Source organism: Bacillus sp. B2-WWTP-C-10-Post-4, assembly GCF_009183805.1.
GTDB classification, from domain to species: domain Bacteria; phylum Bacillota; class Bacilli; order Bacillales; family Bacillaceae_G; genus Bacillus_A; species Bacillus_A cereus.
This window is the reverse complement of sequence record NZ_WEII01000043.1, coordinates 1-18,202: the sequence shown is the minus strand read 5'-3', so window position 1 is coordinate 18,202 and position 18,202 is coordinate 1. Positions and strand designations below refer to the sequence as shown.

Genomic DNA, 18,202 nt, shown 5'->3' with positions numbered 1-18,202 from the left:
TTCTATAGCATAAATGTCGTGTCCTCTTATGAAATTTGTACATATTGTATGTATACGAAGTAAAAAAATTGATAGGAGATTTTATATGCAAAACAGATCGAGTTCAAATGTTACGTTTATTGATGTGTCTCATTGGGAAGGGAATATTGATTGGAATGCAGTGAAGGCATCTGGAATTCCAGCAGCGTATGCAAAAGCGACAGAAGGTGTAAATTATATTGATCCTACTTTTACTAAAAATGTACAAGCAGCCCGAAGTGCGAATGTATTAATTGGTGCATACCATTTTGCACATCCAGAACAAAATGATGCAATTTCAGAGGCGAAATATTTTGTGAGTATATTACAAAGTAACCAGACAGACTTAATGCCAGTTCTGGATTTAGAATCACCAAAAGATCCGAGTAATAGTAATTTAACTGGTAGCGCTATATCGAATTGGGCAAGAAGCTTCATAAATTATGTGAAACAGGCTACTGGAAAAGATGTAATGTTATATACAGGAGTTTGGTATATTAATGAGTTCGGAATTAGCGGATTAAGTGATATTCCACTTTGGATTGCTAAATACTCTAGTACACCGCCTGCTGATGCTGGTGGATGGACAGCGTGGACAGCATGGCAGTACACAGATTCTGGACAAATTTCAGGTGTAGGAAATTGTGATGTATCAGCTGCAGTTTCACTAGAAGCTTTACAAGGGAATGGAGCAAGTGGTGGAGGGAATGTTTCTCCGCCTAATAATGCAACTCCAGTGTACGGGGTTGCTATAATTAATGGAGATAATGTGAATTTGAGAAGTGGACCATCTTTGCAGTCTAGTGTAATTCGCCAATTGAATCGTGGCGAAACATATGAAGTTTGGGGAGAACAAGATGGATGGCTTTGTTTAGGGACAAATCAGTGGGTATATAATGATCCGAGTTATATTCAGTATAAACATTATGTGGCGACTATTACTGGTGATAATGTAAATTTACGTGACGCTCCATCATTAAAAGGAAATGTTATAAGACAGTTACATCATGGTGAATCGTATCGAGTATGGAGTAAGCAAGATGGATGGCTTTGCTTAGGGACAAATCAATGGATATACTACGATCCAAGTTATATTCAGTATGGTGTACAATAGAGTGAAAATAAAAGGTGCCCCGTCAGAGGTGCCTTTTATCCCGCATTAACTGGCGGTAAGACCCCCACCTCAAAATTCAGCGGAAGCAAAGAAGTTAGGGGGGATCAATTGCCAGTAAACGCCCGATTGGTTCAACTAATAATCAGTGGGGAAGGAACAAAACCCCCACTGATTAAAGTTTCACTTTATTAAAAATATACAACTTTTACAAAGTCTATATCGAAACCATAGTATACTATAGCTATATCGAAACCATAGTATACTATAGTAGATAATAAAGGGGTAAAAATATGAATAATTTCGTAAAGGTAGGTTTAACTACAGGAGTGGTGTTATCGGCGATTATGCCTTATGGAGGAGTACATGCGGAAACAGAAGATTTAAAAGTGGAAACAAAGGAAGATACGTTCCGAACAGGTAATTTAACAGCACCTTCTCAAAATTCGGCAGAAAATGTAGCAAAGGATGCACTAAAAGGAAAAACAGAACAAGCATTATCATCAAAGCAAGTTAATACGGAATCCAAAGTTAATTATAATGTTACGCAAAGTCGTAAATCTTATGATGGTACTACATTGGTACGTCTTCAACAAACGTATGAAGGACGTGATGTATACGGATATCAACTAACAGCACATATTAATGATGATGGTGTACTTACGAGCGTTTCGGGAGATAGTGCCCAAAATTTACAACAACAGGAAGATTTGAAACAACCTATTACTCTATCAGAAGAGGATGCAAAGAAACAGCTTTTCAACATCTATGGAAATGATCTAACATTTATCGAAGAACCAGAAATTAAACAAGTGGTATATGTAGATGAAAATACAAATAAAGCTACAAACGCATATCAAATTACTTTTAGTGCATCTACACCTGAATATGTATCCGGTACAGTATTAATTGATGCTTTTGGTGGTAATCTATTAAAAGAACTCGTTCAAAAATTGGGTATACAAGTAGAGAGTAGTATTGTCCAATCTGCGACATCAAATAAATCAACAGATCCTTCAAAATTAACAGGTACAGGAAAAGATGACTTAGGTATTAATCGTACGTTTGGAATTACACAAAGAAGTGATGGAACGTACATGCTTGCAGATTATTCTCGTGGTAAGGGAATTGAAACATATACTGCTAATTATAAAGATTATAATAATTATAGAAGAAATGTATGGGGTTATCTCGATGATTTAGTAACAAGTAATTCTACAAATTTTACAGATCCTAAAGCAGTTAGTGCCCATTATTTAGCAACGAAAGTATATGATTTTTATCAAGAAAAATATGGACGTAACAGCTTTGATAATAACGGACAAAAAGTAATTTCTGTCGTTCATGGTTGGAACACAAATGGTACGAATAAAGGAAATCCTAAGCAGTGGTTTAATGCATTTAGTAATGGCGCTATGCTAGTATACGGAGATCCAATTGTTAGAGCATTTGATGTGGCAGGACATGAATTTACACACGCAGTTACAAGAAATGAGTCTGGACTTGAGTACGCAGGAGAAGCTGGTGCAATTAATGAAGCGTTATCTGATATTTTAGGAGTAGCCGTTGAAAAGTATGCCAATAACGGAAAGTTCAATTGGACAATGGGAGAACAATCAGGTCGTATTTTTAGAGATATGAAAAACCCATCATCTATCTCTTCTAGATATCCAGAGGATTATAGGCATTATAATAACTTACCTATTGATGCTGACCACGATCATGGTGGTGTACACACGAACTCTAGCATTATTAATAAAGTAGCTTACTTGATTGCTAGTGGTGGAAGCCATAATGGAGTAAACGTAAATGGCATTGGAGAAGATAAAATGTTTGATATTTTCTATTATGCAAATACGGATGAATTAAATATGACTTCTGATTTTAAAGAATTAAAAGAAGCTTGTATTCGTGTAGCAACGAACTTATATGGTAAAGACTCATTAGAAGTACAAGCTGTCCAACAAGCCTTTAAAGCAGCGTATATTTAATATTATTGTGATGAATTACAAACTCTTTCATTTTAATATAGTGATTAATTTGTATTTATAGAAAAAAACCTTGTAGAATTTTTCTGCAAGGTTTTTTTGAATGTTATCCCGCTATTTGCTGGGCAGTAAGACCCCGCCTCAAAATTTAGCTGTTATTTTTTTACTTGTTGTAAAGGATGGAAAGCTTTTAAGGTTGTGGCACGCCTCTTAAGAAAAAGATAAGGCGAAGCGATCTCGCTGTTATTTCCCAACAACAAACATTTTATTTAGTGAAAGTTACCAAACGTTTTTCAAAACTATTTTACCTATTGCTTTATTTGACTCCAAATATTCATGTGCTTGTGCAACTTCATCAAACGTAAAAGGTTTAGAATCTAGCAATGGACGAAGTTTTCCTTCTTCTACAATTTGCGTTATTTTCGTTAAGATTTCTCCGCAATCATTACGCTTATCTGTATGTAATATTTTTAATGCCATAAAAGTAACGTGCAGAGAGAGTCCTTTTGCGTGTAAAGGAGAGAGGTCATGGGTTGAACGAGCTGCAATAGTTACGACAGTTCCATTGACCGCAGCAGCTTCAAAAGAATGATCAAGATTCTTGCCGCCTACTGTATCAAATATAACTTCAAATCCGTTTCCGTTCGTATGTTTTTGTACATATTCTTGAACAGATTCTTCTTTATAATTAATAGCTATATCGGCTCCTAAACGATGGGCTATTTCCATTTTGTTTTGCTGAGAAGCTGTTGTGAAAACTTTAGCGCCTGCCCATTTAGCTAGTTGAATGGCTACGTGTCCTACGCCACCAGTAGCTCCATGAATGAGAACATTTTGACCAGGTTTAATATTTGCACGATCAAATAAAGATTCCCAAGCTGTAATTGCAACTAATGGTAGAGCAGCAGCTTCTTCCATTGTTAAATTATTAGGTTTGTGAGCAATTAATCGTGCATCAGCAAGCATAAATTCTGCAAGTGCACCTCCAGTTTCTTTAAAACCTCCGGCACATCCGTATACTTTATCCCCTGATTTGAATTTCGAAACACCTTCTCCTACTTCAATAACAATACCAGCTACATCGCCGTGTAATATAGCTGGAAACTCAGGAGCGACGGCTGAAACGGCACCACTACGCATTTTTGTATCGATTGGATTTACACTTGTTGCTTTTACATCGATTAGAACATGACCTGGTAAAAGTTTCGGTTTTGAAACTTCTTCTAATTGAAATACAGATGAATCCCCAAAAGAATGGATAATTTGTGCTTTCATAGTTTATACCTCCTGTTTGTGGTTATAGCATAGCAAAGTACGAAAAATAAGTATAATATTTTGAATTTGGTTAGTGAGAATTTTATATAAAGAAGAGGAAAGTGCATGAAATGAAATAATGTAACGTACTTCTAAAAACTACTGTAAAGCTTTTTGAAGAAAGGGTAGATGTTATTTTTGCAGCATGATTTATTCATTATGTTTATTATTACTCACTTAGTATAGGTATTTTAAAGTGCCTACATCACTTTAAAGTACGTACTGCTATTCATGTTATGGCCGATTTATAATAACACTCGTAGCACAAAGAAAGTTATAACGGTTACAATAGGCAACAATGTGGTGTTACAGTATTGCCTATCAATTTTGAGTAGAAATATGAAAAGTATAGATTTATATGAATGAAGGAAAGAAAGAAAGTGGATTGTGAGCTACAAAAGGATTAAATCGTCTTATTATAGAGAAGCCTTTTGGTTATAATGTAACGTCTGCTCGTGAGTTTAGCGCTAAATTAATTGAATGTTTTGATAAAAATGATATTTATTATAACGATCATTATCTTTGAAAATGAATGGTAACTAGGAATACACTTAGAAAAGTATTACGAAATAAATCGTATGTAATTCAAGACATTTTTATTGACGATAATAATTTATGTGGTTAATATATTAGACATAAGATTATTTAATTACTAAAAGTAATCGGATATAAAATGTTCCGTTAAATTCTATAAATAAGTAAGTTGTGGTAGAAATGCTTTGAATTGCCACTATTAATATTGGGGACAATTAAAAAGCGAAAGGTATAAAAAGAATTGGGATTTGATAACTCTTTGTTTTTATAAAACATGAGCTTCTGTACAATTCATTTTTAAAATATTGACAAGGATTATACAACAAGAGGGGGACTGAAATTGGAATCAATGACCTTTGTTTTATTTGGAGCGACAGGGGACTTAGCGAAACGCAAAATTTACCCAGCACTATATAATTTATATAGAGATCAAAAGCTTCCAAAGCAAATATCCGTTATCGGGCTTGGGAGACGTCAAGTATCTCATGTAGATTTTCAAGAAAGAATAAAAGAATCAATAGAGACGTTTTCCCGTCATAGAGAAGAAGGTACTCCGGAACTGGAAGGTTTTCTAGATAATTTTCGCTATTGTCCATTAGATGTGAGTAAGCCGGAAGACTATGAGAGGTTATTACAAGTCGTTCGTGAAAGGGAAGAAGAATTACATATAAAAGGAAATAGAATGTTTTATCTTTCCGTTGCTCCTGAATTTTTCGAGACCATTGCTTTAAATATTAAGGAAAGCGGACTTGATAAAACGGATGGATGGAAACGTCTGATGATTGAGAAACCATTCGGGCACGACCTTACATCTGCTCGTGAGCTGAATGATAAGCTTAGTCGCACGTTTGAAGAAGACGAGATATACCGTATTGATCATTATTTAGGTAAACCGATGATTCAAAACCTTGAAGCATTAGAATTTGCAAATCCTGTTCTCCAATCAATTTGGAATAAAGAACATATAGCGAATGTGCAAATCACAGCGAGTGAAACAGTTGGGGTTGAAGAAAGGGCAGGATATTATGACCAGGCAGGGGCCATTCGAGATATGGTTCAAAATCATATGTTACAAATATTAATGATGACTGCTATGAATCTGCCGGAAAAGGTTAATGCATGTGAAATTCGAGAGGAAAAGCGAAAGGTAATGGAAACGCTTCGTAAAGTGAAAAAAGAAGACGTTCAAAGCCATATCATTCGCGGACAATACGCTGCAGGTGAGATAAAAGGCGGACAAGTTGTAGCATACAAAGAGGAGCCAGGAGTAAATCCTTCTTCTAACATAGACACATTTGTTGCTGCTCGCCTGTGGATCGATAATCCATTTTGGACTGGCGTTCCCTTCTATATACGAACAGGCAAACGAATGAAAGAAAAGTCTACTCGTATTGTAATTGAATTTAAAAATACGTTAAAACAGCAATATCAAGATAGTAATCCAAATGCAGCACCTAACTTATTAATAATTGAAATTAGTCCAGGTGAGAACGTTTCATTACAGTTAAACAGTAAAAATCCATTGAAAAATGGAGAAATTGAACCGATGCGTATTAACTTTACTTGTGAGCAAGCGGATGTGGGAGTACCTGAAGCGTATGAAAGACTCATTCATGATGCTGTGAGTGGAGACGCTACATTCTTTGCACATTGGAGAGAAGTTGAATTGTCATGGGAATGGGTACAACCAATTCTTGAAGCGTTCGAGGAAAACTTATTGCCGCTTTATGAATATGAGTCTGGTTCATATGGTCCAGAAGCGTCTAATGAACTGTTGCAAGAAAGTGGATTTAAATGGTGGTTAGATCAAGAGACGGAAAAATAAGTACTTTCTTTAATGAAAGCATTTAGGGGGACGATTACTATGACACAAAACATAAATCAATTAGCAGTGAATACACTTCGTACGTTATCGATTGATGCTATTAATGCGGCAAACTCAGGTCATCCAGGTCTTCCGATGGGAGCAGCACCAATGGCTTATGCATTATGGGCGAATCATTTAAATTACAATCCTAATCACCCAGAATGGTTTAACCGTGATCGTTTCGTTTTATCGGCGGGACATGGATCTAGTCTGTTATATAGCTTACTTCATTTAGCTGGATATGATGTTTCAATTGATGACTTGAAAAATTTCAGAAAGTTAAATAGTAAAACACCAGGACATCCTGAGTTTGGTCATACTCCTGGAGTTGAAGCGACTACAGGCCCGTTAGGACAAGGGATTGCTAATGCTGTCGGAATGGCAATGGCAGAAGCTCATTTAGCAGCGAAGTTTAATAAGGATGGTCACTCTATTATAGATCACAATACGTATGCTTTAGTCGGAGATGGTGACTTAATGGAGGGTGTCGCTTATGAAGCGATGTCAATGGCAGGACATATGAAACTTGGCAAGTTAATTGTACTGTATGATTCAAATGAAATTTCACTTGATGGTGAATTAGGCATTGCTTTCTCTGAAGATATTCAGAAAAGGGCAGAATCTGTACATTGGCAATATGTAAGAGTTGAAGATGGAAACGATGTTGATGCGATTACAAAAGCTATTCAATCAGCGAAAGAAAATACGGATCAACCCACTCTTATAGAAATTAGAACCATTATAGGTTATGGAAGTCCAAAAGTTGCTGGAACGAACAAAGCACATGGTAATCCGCTTGGAGTAGAAGAAGCGACAGCGACAAAACAAGTGTATGGTTGGGATTATGAGGAAGATTTCTTTGTACCTGAAGAAGTAAAAGCTCATTTTAATGAACTGAAACAAAAAGGTATTGAAAAAGAAAATGACTGGAATGAGCAGTTCAACTCATACAGAGAGTCGAATCCTACACTAGCAGATGAATTAGAAAAAGCGATTACAGGTGAGGTTTTAATTGAAGCGAAAGACATTCTATCTTTTGATACTGAAAAAACGATTTCCACTCGTGTTGCAAGTGGGGAAGCTATTAATTATTATGTGAAATCGATTCCTTCTATTTTCGGTGGAAGTGCAGATCTTTCTCATTCCACTATGACAGATATAAAAGGTGAAGCTGTGTACGCGGTAGAATCGTATGCTGGACGAAATATATATTTCGGTGTACGTGAACATGCAATGGGCGCTGCAGCGAATGGATTGGCGCTTCATGGAGGAGTAAAACCTTTCGTAAGTACATTCTTTGTATTTAATGATTATCTTCGTCCGTCCATTCGACTGGCTGCACTGCAAAAGTTACCTGTTACTTACGTATTTACACATGATTCGATTGCTGTAGGAGAAGATGGTCCAACGCATGAACCAATTGAACAATTGGCAGCTCTTCGAGCAATTCCTGGTCTAACAGTTATCCGTCCGTCAGATGCAAATGAAACAGCAAGTGCTTGGGCGTATGCTTTACAGCAAACGGATGGTCCAGTCGTTTTAGTACTGAGCCGTCAAAATTTACCGGTGTTTAATGAAACGAAAGCGAACATAGAGAATCTCTCTAAAGGAGCTTACGTATTAACACAAACGAATGAAAATCCGGATGTGATTTTAATTGCGACAGGTTCTGAAGTATCCTTAGCTGCTAGTGCGAAAGCAAAATTAGAAGAAGATCAAGTTTCTGTTCGCATCGTTGCAATGCCGAGCTGGGAGTTATTCGATCACCAATCGAACGAATATAAAGAATCCGTTCTTCCGTCTTCTATAACGAAACGAGTATCTCTTGAAATGGGTGTATCTCTTGGTTGGGAACGTTATGTAGGACAAGAAGGAAAAGTACTATCAATTGAAACATTTGGAGCTTCAGGTACTGGAGCTGAAGTCATGAATCTATTTGGATTTAAGACAGAAAATGTTGTTCAAATTACAAAAAATGTGTTGAATTCTTAAGCTATGACTGTGAATACCTTTCTGTACATATTAAAATTTCAGTGCTGAAAGGTATTCCAGATTGTAGTGATATGGATTTTTAATAAAAGATGATTTGAGGAGGAATTATATTATGCAAGTAGGATTAATTGGGTTAGGTAAAATGGGATTAAATTTAGGGAAAAATTTAATGGATCATAAACATGAAGTAGTAGCATTTGATTTAAATACGAGCGCAGTAGAAGAAATGAAAGAGTACGGGGCAACAGGTACATCTAGTTTAAGTGAACTTGTTCAGTCATTACAATCACCAAGAATTCTTTGGGTAATGGTACCACACGCTGTTGTTGATTCTGTTATTGATGAGGTTACACCACTTTTATCAAAAGGAGATATTTTAATTGAAGCTGGTAATTCACATTATAAAGAGTCTATCCGCCGATATGAGCAATTAAAGAAAGATGGCATTCACTTTATGGATGCAGGAACTTCTGGCGGAATGGAAGGCGCTCGTAATGGTGCTTGTTACATGATCGGAGGAGATCAAGAAGCTTGGGACATCGTTGAACCTATCTTCCGCGATACTGCTGTAGAAAATGGATTCTTATATGCTGGAAAAGCTGGTAGTGGTCACTTCTTAAAAATGGTTCATAACGGAATTGAATACGGTATGATGGCTGCTATTGGTGAAGGATTTGAGATTCTAGAGAAGAGTGAATTTGACTACGATTATGAAAAAGTATCAAGAGTATGGAACAACGGTTCAGTGATTCGTTCTTGGTTAATGGAATTAACAGAAAATGCATTTTCTAAAGATGCAAAACTGGATGAGATTAAGGGTGTTATGCATTCTTCTGGTGAAGGAAAATGGACAGTAGAAACAGCATTAGACCTTCAAACAGCAACTCCTGTTATCGCAATGTCTCTATTAATGCGCTACCGCTCATTAGACAATGATACATTTACAGGAAAAGTTGTAGCAGCTCTGCGCAATGAATTTGGCGGACATGCAGTAGAAAAGAAATAAAGTGAAACTTTAATAAGTAGGGGCTTCATTCCACACCAATCGGGCTTTTACGGGATAAGCATATTAAACATGTAACTCATCAACGTTTAAAAACTGGAGGGAATTAATCATGAAATTTTTTATTGATACTGCAAATCTTGAGGATATAAAAAAAGCATATAAACTTGGAGTTTTAGCTGGTGTTACAACGAATCCTTCTTTAGTAGCAAAAGAGGGCATTAAATTTGAAGACCGTATTGCAGAAATTTGTCAGGCAGTTCCTAAAGTTGAATCTGTTTCGGCAGAAGTAACGCCAGATGCTGTTACAGCTGAAGAGATGATCGCCCAAGCAGAAGAACTGATTAAAATTAACGGTGGCGATGAAAAAGTTACAATTAAACTTCCGATGACGTTAGCAGGATTAGAAGCTTGTCGCTACCTTACTGAAAAAGGTGTGAAAACGAATGTTACACTTATTTTCACGGTGAACCAAGCACTTTTAGCTGCTCGAGCAGGTGCAACGTACGTTTCGCCATTTTTAGGACGCTTAGATGATATTTCTGAAGATGGTGTACTATTAGTTGCTAAAATTGCTGAATTATTCGATGTTCATCAACTAGATACACAAATTATTGCGGCTTCTGTTAGACATCCAGATCATGTAACTCGTGTAGCGATGGCAGGTGCTCACATTGCAACAATCCCTTATAAAGTAATTGAACAACTTGCTATGCACCCATTAACAGACCAAGGTATTGAGAAATTTGCTGCTGATTGGGCGAAAGCGCCTAAATTATAATGTTATGAAAGTGAAGGTGCTTTCCGAAAGTTGTTTTTCATGAGAAGACAAATCCTAAGTAACTTCATCGTTTAAAGTGGATACTGAGTTTGTAGTCTTACTACGTGAAAACAGCAAGAGAAGAAAGTGTCATTCACTTTTAAAAAAGGGAAAATTGATCGCGCGAAGCGTTTATCACAATAACATTATAATTATGGAAGAGAAATCTCCTTATCAGAGAGGTGAGTTAACATGTATCTCTGATAAGGGAGATTCTTTTTGTATAAATTATTATTTTGTGAAGATGATTTGTATATCGATATATAAATTCTTACTCATGAAAGAACTATATAGGTTCTCTTAATTGTATAGCAATTTTGAAAGGGTTTACATAAAGGGGTGGAACTGCGTATGAATATGTACCTTTTAATGATTACATTATTATCAATCGTAATTGTTATTTTAGGGGTATCGTGGTGGAGATGGCATGCATTTATTAGTTTAACGATTGCAAGTTTGTTTTTAGCAATTATGTCTGGGATGCCAATGGATAAAATAGTGAGTGCTTATGAAACGGGAGTCGGCAGTGTTCTCGGGCATTTAGTAGGTATTTTAGTATTAGGTACAATTTTAGGGAAAATGATGGCAGAGTCAGGTGCTGGAATGCAAGTGGCAGAGTTCTTTATTAAATCATTTGGGATAAAAAACTTACCATGGGCGATGTTAATTGCAGGTTTTATTATTGGAATCCCGGTGTTTTTTGAAGTAGGCATTTTAATATTACTGCCGTTAGTAATTTCAATTCATAAAACAACGAAACAAAATATTTTATTGATAGCATTACCAGCAATTGCTGGGCTATCTGTCGTACACGGCCTTGTTCCTCCGCATCCAGGGGCCATAGTTGCAATTGGTATTTATAAAGCGAATCTTGGGAAGGTACTAATGTATTCACTCATTATTACATTTTTTGCAGCGATTATTGCAGGTCCTATATTTGCGAAATGGATTCACAAACGTGTAATTCCTGAAAATGAGCCGGAATTGATTCGTGTAAATACAAAATCAACGAAATTACCAGGAATAGGAGTTTCATTTTTAGTTATATTGTTACCTGTTATGTTAATGGTTTTAGCTGCAGCAGCTCCTTATGTGCCTCTTTCTAATACTTTGATGAAGATTGTCACATTAATCGGTAGTCCTATAATTGCACTATTGATTGCATGTTTTGCGGCGTTCTATTTTCTTGGATTTCGTCAAGGTATCGATAAAAAAGCTATTAAGAAGATAACAGAAGATAGCTTATTACCAATTGGTTCAATTGTTGCGATTATTGGTGCTGGTGGGGGATTTAAGCAAATTCTCATCGATAGTGGGGTAGGGAATGCTATTGCTCAAATGTCTGAGCATTTAGCTCTATCTCCAATTGTATTAGCATTTATAGTAGCTGGGTTAATTCGAATTGCGACAGGGTCAGCGACAGTCGCTTTAACAACAGCAGCCGGTATCGTTTCGCCAATCGTTGAAAATACGACAGGTGTGAACTTAGAGTTACTCGTTATTGCAACAGGTGCAGGAGCGTTAATGTTTTCTCACGTAAACGATGCTGGGTTCTGGATGGTAAAAGAATACCTAGGCTTAACAGTGAAAGAAACATTTAAAACATGGACAGTATTAGAAACGTTACTTTCATTTATCGCTTTTGGAGGCGTTTTACTACTCGATATGTTTGTTTAAGATAAAGATGTTTCTATTTAGATAATTGTGGCATACAACGTTATCAATAGATAAAAGGAATGTATTTTTATGGTGGGATACTGTAGCAATTTTTTGTTAGGAGGAAGAGATGGTGAGCTCAAAATATATGATTGGTGTAGATATTGGGACAACTAGTACAAAATCAGTTCTATTTTCTACTGATGGATCTGTTATTGCTAGTCATGGAATTGAATATCCTTTATATTCTCCTACACCTGAAACAGCAGAACAAGACCCGGAAGAAATCTTTCATGCAGTAATAAATACGATTAAAGAAACTGTACGAATAAGTAGTGTACAGCCGAATGATATTCTTTGTGTCTCTTTTAGTTCGGCAATGCATAGTATCATTGCTGTAGATGAAAAAGGAGAGCTATTAACGAGATGTATCACTTGGGCAGATAATAGAAGTGCAAGCTGGGCGGAGAAAATAAAGAATGATATGAATGGTCATGAAATTTACCTTCGTACTGGGACACCAATTCATCCGATGTCACCACTTTCGAAATTAGTTTGGCTACAGAATGAGCAAGCAGAGTTATTCGCAAAAAGTTATAAATTTATTTCTATTAAAGAATATGTTTTTTACAAGTTATATAAAGAATATGTAATTGATTATTCTATAGCATCAGCGACAGGAATGTTCAATTTAAAATCTTTAAAGTGGGATGAAGAGGCTTTACATGTAGCGGGAATTACAGATGAAAAGCTTTCAAAGCTTGTTCCAACAACGCACAGTTTAACAGGATTAGATGAAGAGTTTGCCAAAGAGATGAATGTACTTGTTTCTACGCCTTTTGTAGTAGGAGCGAGTGATGGAGTACTATCTAATTTAGGTGTAAATGCAATAGATCCTGGCGTTGTGGCTGTTACAATTGGTACAAGCGGTGCGATACGTGCTGTAACAAATCGTCCTGTAACAGATCCAAAAGGTAGAATTTTTTGTTATGCGTTAACTGAAGACCATTGGGTAATCGGTGGACCAGTTAATAACGGCGGTATGATTTTCAGGTGGGCTCGTGACCAATTGGGCACTTCAGAGATTGAACTTGCAAAGCGCTTAGGAAAAGATCCATATGAGGTGCTTACTGAAATAGCAGCAAAAGTGAATCCGGGATCTGACGGTTTATTATTTCACCCGTATTTAGCGGGGGAAAGGGCTCCTTTATGGAATGCAAATGCGCGAGGATCTTTCTTTGGACTCGGATTGCATCATAAGAAAGAACATCTGATACGTGCTGTTTTAGAAGGAGTAATTTATAACTTATATACAGTTCTTCTCGCTTTAAAAGAACTAATTGGCGAACCGAAAAAAATTCAAGCGACAGGCGGTTTTGCAAGGTCGGAACTTTGGAGACAGATGATGGCGGATATTTTCCATCAAGACGTATATGTTCCGGAAAGTTTCGAAAGCTCTTGCTTAGGAGCTGCAATCCTCGGTTTATATAGTTTAGGTGAAATAGATACATTATCCGTAGTTTCTGAAATGGTAGGTGCAGATTTTCATCATGAGCCAAACATGGAAAGTGTGGAAAAATATAAAGATTTAACGCCAATCTATATCCGTTTGTCCCGTCAATTGGAAGAAGAATATGAAAGTATAGCAGCGTATCAAAAAAAGTGGGTTTAAAAGCTATTTACCAAGAAAATATGGTAACGTATAAAGGGGTACTCCGATTTTTTAGGATACTCTTTCAACATAAAATATTTTAAAAAGTATGATGAACGAAAAATATAGGGAGAGAGGGTTATGAAAATGAAGGATAACAAAGAGTTTATCGGATATGTTGGGACTTACACGAAAGAAAATAGCGAAGGAATATATAAGTTTATTTTAGACACGGAAGCAAAAAAAATTGGTAATGTAACACTTACTGCTAAGCTGGATAACCCTACATATGTAACGATTAACCGAAATAATGAATATCTCTATTCTGTTGTTAAGGAAGGCGAATCTGGCGGTGTAGCTGCTTATTCCATTGATAGTCATACTGGAGAACTAAAAGCGAAAAATAGACAAGTAGTAGAAGGGGCTTCTCCTTGTCATATTAGTGTTGATAGTGGAAATCATACAGTAGTTACAGCAAATTACCATAAAGGAACAATTGAGTCTTTTGAAATAAATGAAGAAAATGGAACTGTAAATCCTGCTTCATCTATTATGGCACATGAAGGTTCAGGTCCGAATAAAGAAAGACAAGAAAAACCACATGCACATTACGCGGGGTACACTCCTGATGAAAAATATGTAGTGGGCGTTGATTTAGGGATAGATAAAATAATTACGTATGAAGTAAAAGATAGTACATTAATAGAAGTGAATAGCCTGTCTGTGAATCCGGGAAGTGGACCAAGACACATTGCTTTTCATCCAAATGGAAAATACGCTTATGTAATGACGGAGCTTAGTTCAGAGGTTATTGCGCTAACATATAACTCGGAAGAAGGATCCTTTACAGAATTACAGTATATTTCTACTCTTCCAGAACAATTTGATGAAAATAGTCAAGGCAGTGCTATCCATATTTCTTCTGACGGCCGCTTTGTATATGCAGGTAATCGTGGTCATAATAGTATCGCTGTTTATAGCGTAGATCAAAACTCAGGCCAGCTTACATTTGTGGAACATACATCTACAGAAGGAAATTGGCCAAGGGACTTTGTATTAGATCCTACTGAAAAGTTTCTTGTTGCTACAAATGAAAAGTCACATAATCTTGTGTTATTTTCAAGAGATGAATCTACAGGTAAGTTAACACTTTTACAATCTGATGTTGTTGTGCCAGAGCCTGTTTGTGTGAAGTTTTTAAATATATAATTTCAGATGCCTAAACAAAAGCAAAGCGATATCGCTTTGCTTTTTATTATTTCTTTTTCGGTCTACGTACTAATTCGCCGCCGCAGTTTGGACAAACGTTATGTCTTTCTTCTGTACATGGTGCGCAAAATGTACATTCATATACACAAATGTATGCTTCAGAATCTTGTTCGAGCGATTGATCGCAAATTTGACAGTTTGTTTTCATTTCTAGTGCCATAATAAGTCTCCTTTTAGTTAGAAAATTTATAATTTAATTATAATTCATTAAATAGAAATAGTCCTTTTCAATTGAAAGGAAATCGAATGATAAAGTTATGAATTGAAACGAAAGATGCTGGTTTATTTTAAAATTGATTATTTATTACAGTTGGAATATTATGAAATAGTCAAAAGACAACAGGGGGTATAGATTTTGACTAATCATAATGATCATTTAAAAGCAAACTGCGAAAAATGCTTTGGTCTATGTTGCGTTGCATTACCGTTCGCAGCATCGGTAGATTTTGCAGTGAATAAAGATGGTGGTAAACCATGTTCTAACTTACAATCAGATTTTAAATGTAGTATACATAAAAATCTTAGAGGAAAAGGTTATAAAGGTTGTACAGTATTTGAGTGTTTCGGTGCTGGGCAGAAGATTTCTCAGGGTACGTTTAAAGGGATTGATTGGCGGAAAGATGCAAAGCATGCAAGAAAAATGTACGATGCTTTTCCGGTTATGCATCAACTTCATGAAATGCTTTGGTATTTGAATGAAGCGATTCTTTTAAAGGCAACACAGCCAATTCATAAAGAGCTGGAGACCGCAATTGAGGAGACAGAGCGACTTTCGAATTTAAATCCAGATGAGTTAATGAAAATAAATGTTCCAATGCATAGGGCAGAGGTGAACATTCTTCTTTTAGAAACGAGCGAATTAGTATGGAAGGAAATGAATACTGCACGTAAGAAACGAATCATTCACCGCGGAGCAGATCTTATGGGAGCAAATTTGAAAAAGAAAAATTTACAAGGTGCAAATTTAAGGGGTGCTTACTTAATTGCGGCTAACTTAAATGGAGCAAATTTAAGAGGAGCAGATCTTATCGGAGCAGATTTAAGAGATGCAGATATTCGCGGGGCTGATTTTACAAATAGTATTTTTCTGACGCAAGTTCAAATTAACGCAGCGAAAGGGGATAAGCATACGAAATTACCGAAAATGTTATCCCGTCCATCGCATTGGAGTGCGTAAAGAGTGAGGAGTGTTTAGTGTGGATATATTTCAGTATTTAGAAGAGATGCAAGAGGATGTCTTTTCGTTAGCAGTAGAGCAAATAGAAGCGAAGTATTTTGAAATTTGTAGCATGTTAGCGTCTGCAGAATATGCAGAACGAATTAAAGCAATTGATATAGAGTCATATAAGGAAAGTATTCGAGTAGGTTTGGATGCAGCTGTAGAAATGGCTACTAATGAAGAATCAAAAGCGATTTATTTTGAGTATGACCTTGATAACGAATGGGATAGTCAGTTTTATATTTGTGAGGAATATATTCCACTTGAAGAAGAGGACGATGATTGGGCATCTGAATGGACATATAATATTGAGGGGCCGGGGTCTGTAGAATTAGCAGATATGTATAATGGAAATGGCTTTGACACAAGTGAAAAAGCAGTCGGTGTAACTTTATATTTAATTGCTAAAACGCTGTGTAGTTTTATAAGTGTACGTAGTGAAGTGCAAAGTAATATACCGATTTGTATTGGTTTTCACGACCAAGATCCAATAATGCGAACAGGCAGAGACTAAGAATCTCTGCCTGCTTTTTATTTCTTTTCAAAAGTAGTAATGAAAACGCTACATATAATGAGAATACCACCAATGAAAAAGTTACTATTTAATGTCTCATTTAATAAGAGCCAACCAAGTAATGATCCAACGATAGGTTGGAAGAAGAAAAATAAGGAACCGATGCTTGCATCCATTAAGTCTAATCCTTTATTCCAAAGGAAAAAGGCACCTGCTGTTGAAACGATTCCTAAGTATAATACGCCTAATATTACGTACGTATTTACTGTTCCGATAGAGGATGTTTGTAGTTCTCCTATCATAAAAGGTGTAATAAAAAAGAGTGAAAAGAATATGGCATACGTTGTAATAACTAAGGATGAAAATTGGATTGAAGCGATTTTTACATAAATAGATAGTAAGGCCCACGTAATAGCGGCTCCAACTAAAATGATTGTTCCGATAAAATAGGAGCCAATTTCAATATCCCATCCGATTACGATAATGACACCGATTGTCGCTATTATAGTAGATAAAAGTCTATGAGCGGTTAGTTTTTCTTTCAAAATGAGCGCTGCAAATATAACCATAAATGCAGGCGTAGCTGATGTAACTAACGAGCCTGTATGAGCGTCGGATAATTTTGTTCCGATAAATTGGCATGTGATTGAAATGAAATATCCAATAAATCCTATCCAAGCGAAGAGGAGCCAATCTTTTTTGCGAATGGTTACTTTTTTCTTTTGCTTTTTCTCAGCTAGTTTCAAAATGCCATACAAAACAACAAAAGCAATGATAAAGCGTAGCCAAACGAGTGTTAGTGGTGGGATAAAATCGAGTACGTATTTGCTAACAACATACATACCGCCCCATATACTTGCTGCTAGTGATAAACATATAGCTCCTAAAATGGTTTGTTTCATTTGAAGTACCTCCGTCTATTTTTAGGGTAATATGAGTTCCCTAAGACGAGGCATAGTGTATGTGTTATAAGCCCGTCTTAGTTTATAGACGGCCTACAGGTTGATCGTTTTCGAATGAAGTGTTGTAGTACATGCGTGCATTCCTCCTCTTTAAGTTATAATGATATTATAACTTAATTTTCTGATTATTAGAGGTTGTTATGAAATATATCGTTATAAAATCACATGTTAGCAATTATCCTAATCCAATTCGCTTAGAAGAGGGGGATGTAGTGAAAATGATAGAGAGTTACGCGGGTCCTGAAAATTGGGAAAACTGGATGTTTTGTCACGAAGAGAAGTAT

At 36.3% G+C, this 18,202-nt stretch carries 15 protein-coding genes and 1 pseudogene; 13 read left to right on the top strand and 3 right to left on the bottom strand.

Going from position 1 to position 18,202, the window contains the following annotated elements; translation table 11 throughout:
• The first annotated feature begins 85 nt into the window (after positions 1 to 85).
• Together GBN78_RS17275 and GBN78_RS17270 are read left to right on the top strand one after the other, a co-directional pair.
• Positions 86 to 1,132: a GH25 family lysozyme gene (locus tag GBN78_RS17275; RefSeq protein ID WP_001181400.1), complete on the top strand. Its 1,047-nt coding sequence runs from the start codon at positions 86 to 88 to the stop codon at positions 1,130 to 1,132.
• Positions 1,133 to 1,422: 290 nt separating this feature from the next.
• Positions 1,423 to 3,120 carry a M4 family metallopeptidase gene (locus GBN78_RS17270; RefSeq protein WP_088046451.1) on the top strand — a complete coding sequence of 566 codons (1,698 nt, stop codon included), beginning with the start codon at positions 1,423 to 1,425 and terminating at the stop codon, positions 3,118 to 3,120.
• A gap of 276 nt (positions 3,121 to 3,396) precedes the next feature.
• On the opposite strand, the gene GBN78_RS17265 is transcribed toward GBN78_RS17270, so the two are convergent.
• Positions 3,397 to 4,392 (bottom strand): zinc-dependent alcohol dehydrogenase family protein, encoded by a 996-nt coding sequence (locus GBN78_RS17265; protein ID WP_000647253.1) that lies wholly within the window; start codon positions 4,390 to 4,392, stop codon positions 3,397 to 3,399.
• 412 nt (positions 4,393 to 4,804) lie between these two features.
• Here GBN78_RS17265 and GBN78_RS17255 point away from each other — a divergent pair.
• The 8 genes and pseudogenes from GBN78_RS17255 to GBN78_RS17220 all read left to right on the top strand — a co-directional run.
• Positions 4,805 to 4,957 (top strand): annotated as a pseudogene (locus tag GBN78_RS17255) (glucose-6-phosphate dehydrogenase); the annotation flags it as partial.
• Positions 4,958 to 5,305: 348 nt separating this feature from the next.
• A complete protein-coding gene (gene zwf, locus GBN78_RS17250) occupies positions 5,306 to 6,790 on the top strand; it encodes a glucose-6-phosphate dehydrogenase (RefSeq protein ID WP_000445364.1) in 1,485 nt (494 codons plus the stop codon).
• 39 nt (positions 6,791 to 6,829) lie between these two features.
• Positions 6,830 to 8,824, top strand: coding sequence for a transketolase (gene tkt / locus GBN78_RS17245; protein WP_000193047.1), 1,995 nt, complete (start codon positions 6,830 to 6,832; stop codon positions 8,822 to 8,824).
• Between the two features lie 112 nt (positions 8,825 to 8,936).
• On the top strand, positions 8,937 to 9,830 hold the full coding sequence (gene gnd, locus GBN78_RS17240; protein ID WP_001195925.1) for a phosphogluconate dehydrogenase (NAD(+)-dependent, decarboxylating): 894 nt from the start codon (positions 8,937 to 8,939) through the stop codon (positions 9,828 to 9,830).
• Positions 9,831 to 9,939: 109 nt separating this feature from the next.
• On the top strand, positions 9,940 to 10,608 hold the full coding sequence (fsa, locus tag GBN78_RS17235; RefSeq protein ID WP_000667676.1) for a fructose-6-phosphate aldolase: 669 nt from the start codon (positions 9,940 to 9,942) through the stop codon (positions 10,606 to 10,608).
• Positions 10,609 to 10,998: 390 nt separating this feature from the next.
• A complete protein-coding gene (gene gntP / locus GBN78_RS17230; protein WP_001057623.1) occupies positions 10,999 to 12,324 on the top strand; it encodes a gluconate permease GntP in 1,326 nt (441 codons plus the stop codon).
• Between the two features lie 109 nt (positions 12,325 to 12,433).
• Positions 12,434 to 13,975, top strand: coding sequence for a gluconokinase (gene gntK / locus GBN78_RS17225; protein ID WP_000254928.1), 1,542 nt, complete (start codon positions 12,434 to 12,436; stop codon positions 13,973 to 13,975).
• A gap of 120 nt (positions 13,976 to 14,095) precedes the next feature.
• The gene (locus GBN78_RS17220; protein ID WP_065845315.1) at positions 14,096 to 15,163 is read left to right on the top strand and encodes a lactonase family protein; all 1,068 of its coding nucleotides are present in this window, start codon (positions 14,096 to 14,098) and stop codon (positions 15,161 to 15,163) included.
• Positions 15,164 to 15,209: 46 nt separating this feature from the next.
• On the opposite strand, the gene GBN78_RS17215 is transcribed toward GBN78_RS17220, so the two are convergent.
• Positions 15,210 to 15,383 carry a DUF1272 domain-containing protein gene (locus tag GBN78_RS17215; RefSeq protein WP_001162788.1) on the bottom strand — a complete coding sequence of 58 codons (174 nt, stop codon included), beginning with the start codon at positions 15,381 to 15,383 and terminating at the stop codon, positions 15,210 to 15,212.
• A 195-nt stretch (positions 15,384 to 15,578) separates the two neighbouring features.
• On the opposite strand from GBN78_RS17215, the gene GBN78_RS17210 reads away from it, so the two are divergent.
• Together GBN78_RS17210 and GBN78_RS17205 are read left to right on the top strand one after the other, a co-directional pair.
• A complete protein-coding gene (locus GBN78_RS17210; RefSeq protein WP_000181431.1) occupies positions 15,579 to 16,400 on the top strand; it encodes a pentapeptide repeat-containing protein in 822 nt (273 codons plus the stop codon).
• A gap of 19 nt (positions 16,401 to 16,419) precedes the next feature.
• The gene (locus GBN78_RS17205; protein ID WP_000350928.1) at positions 16,420 to 16,956 is read left to right on the top strand and encodes a hypothetical protein; all 537 of its coding nucleotides are present in this window, start codon (positions 16,420 to 16,422) and stop codon (positions 16,954 to 16,956) included.
• A 17-nt stretch (positions 16,957 to 16,973) separates the two neighbouring features.
• Here GBN78_RS17205 and GBN78_RS17200 read toward each other — a convergent pair whose 3' ends face one another.
• Positions 16,974 to 17,858: a DMT family transporter gene (locus GBN78_RS17200; protein ID WP_000814730.1), complete on the bottom strand. Its 885-nt coding sequence runs from the start codon at positions 17,856 to 17,858 to the stop codon at positions 16,974 to 16,976.
• A gap of 200 nt (positions 17,859 to 18,058) precedes the next feature.
• On the opposite strand from GBN78_RS17200, the gene GBN78_RS17195 reads away from it, so the two are divergent.
• The coding region (locus GBN78_RS17195; RefSeq protein WP_264298952.1) for an SH3 domain-containing protein at positions 18,059 to 18,202 on the top strand (144 nt) is incomplete at its 3' end.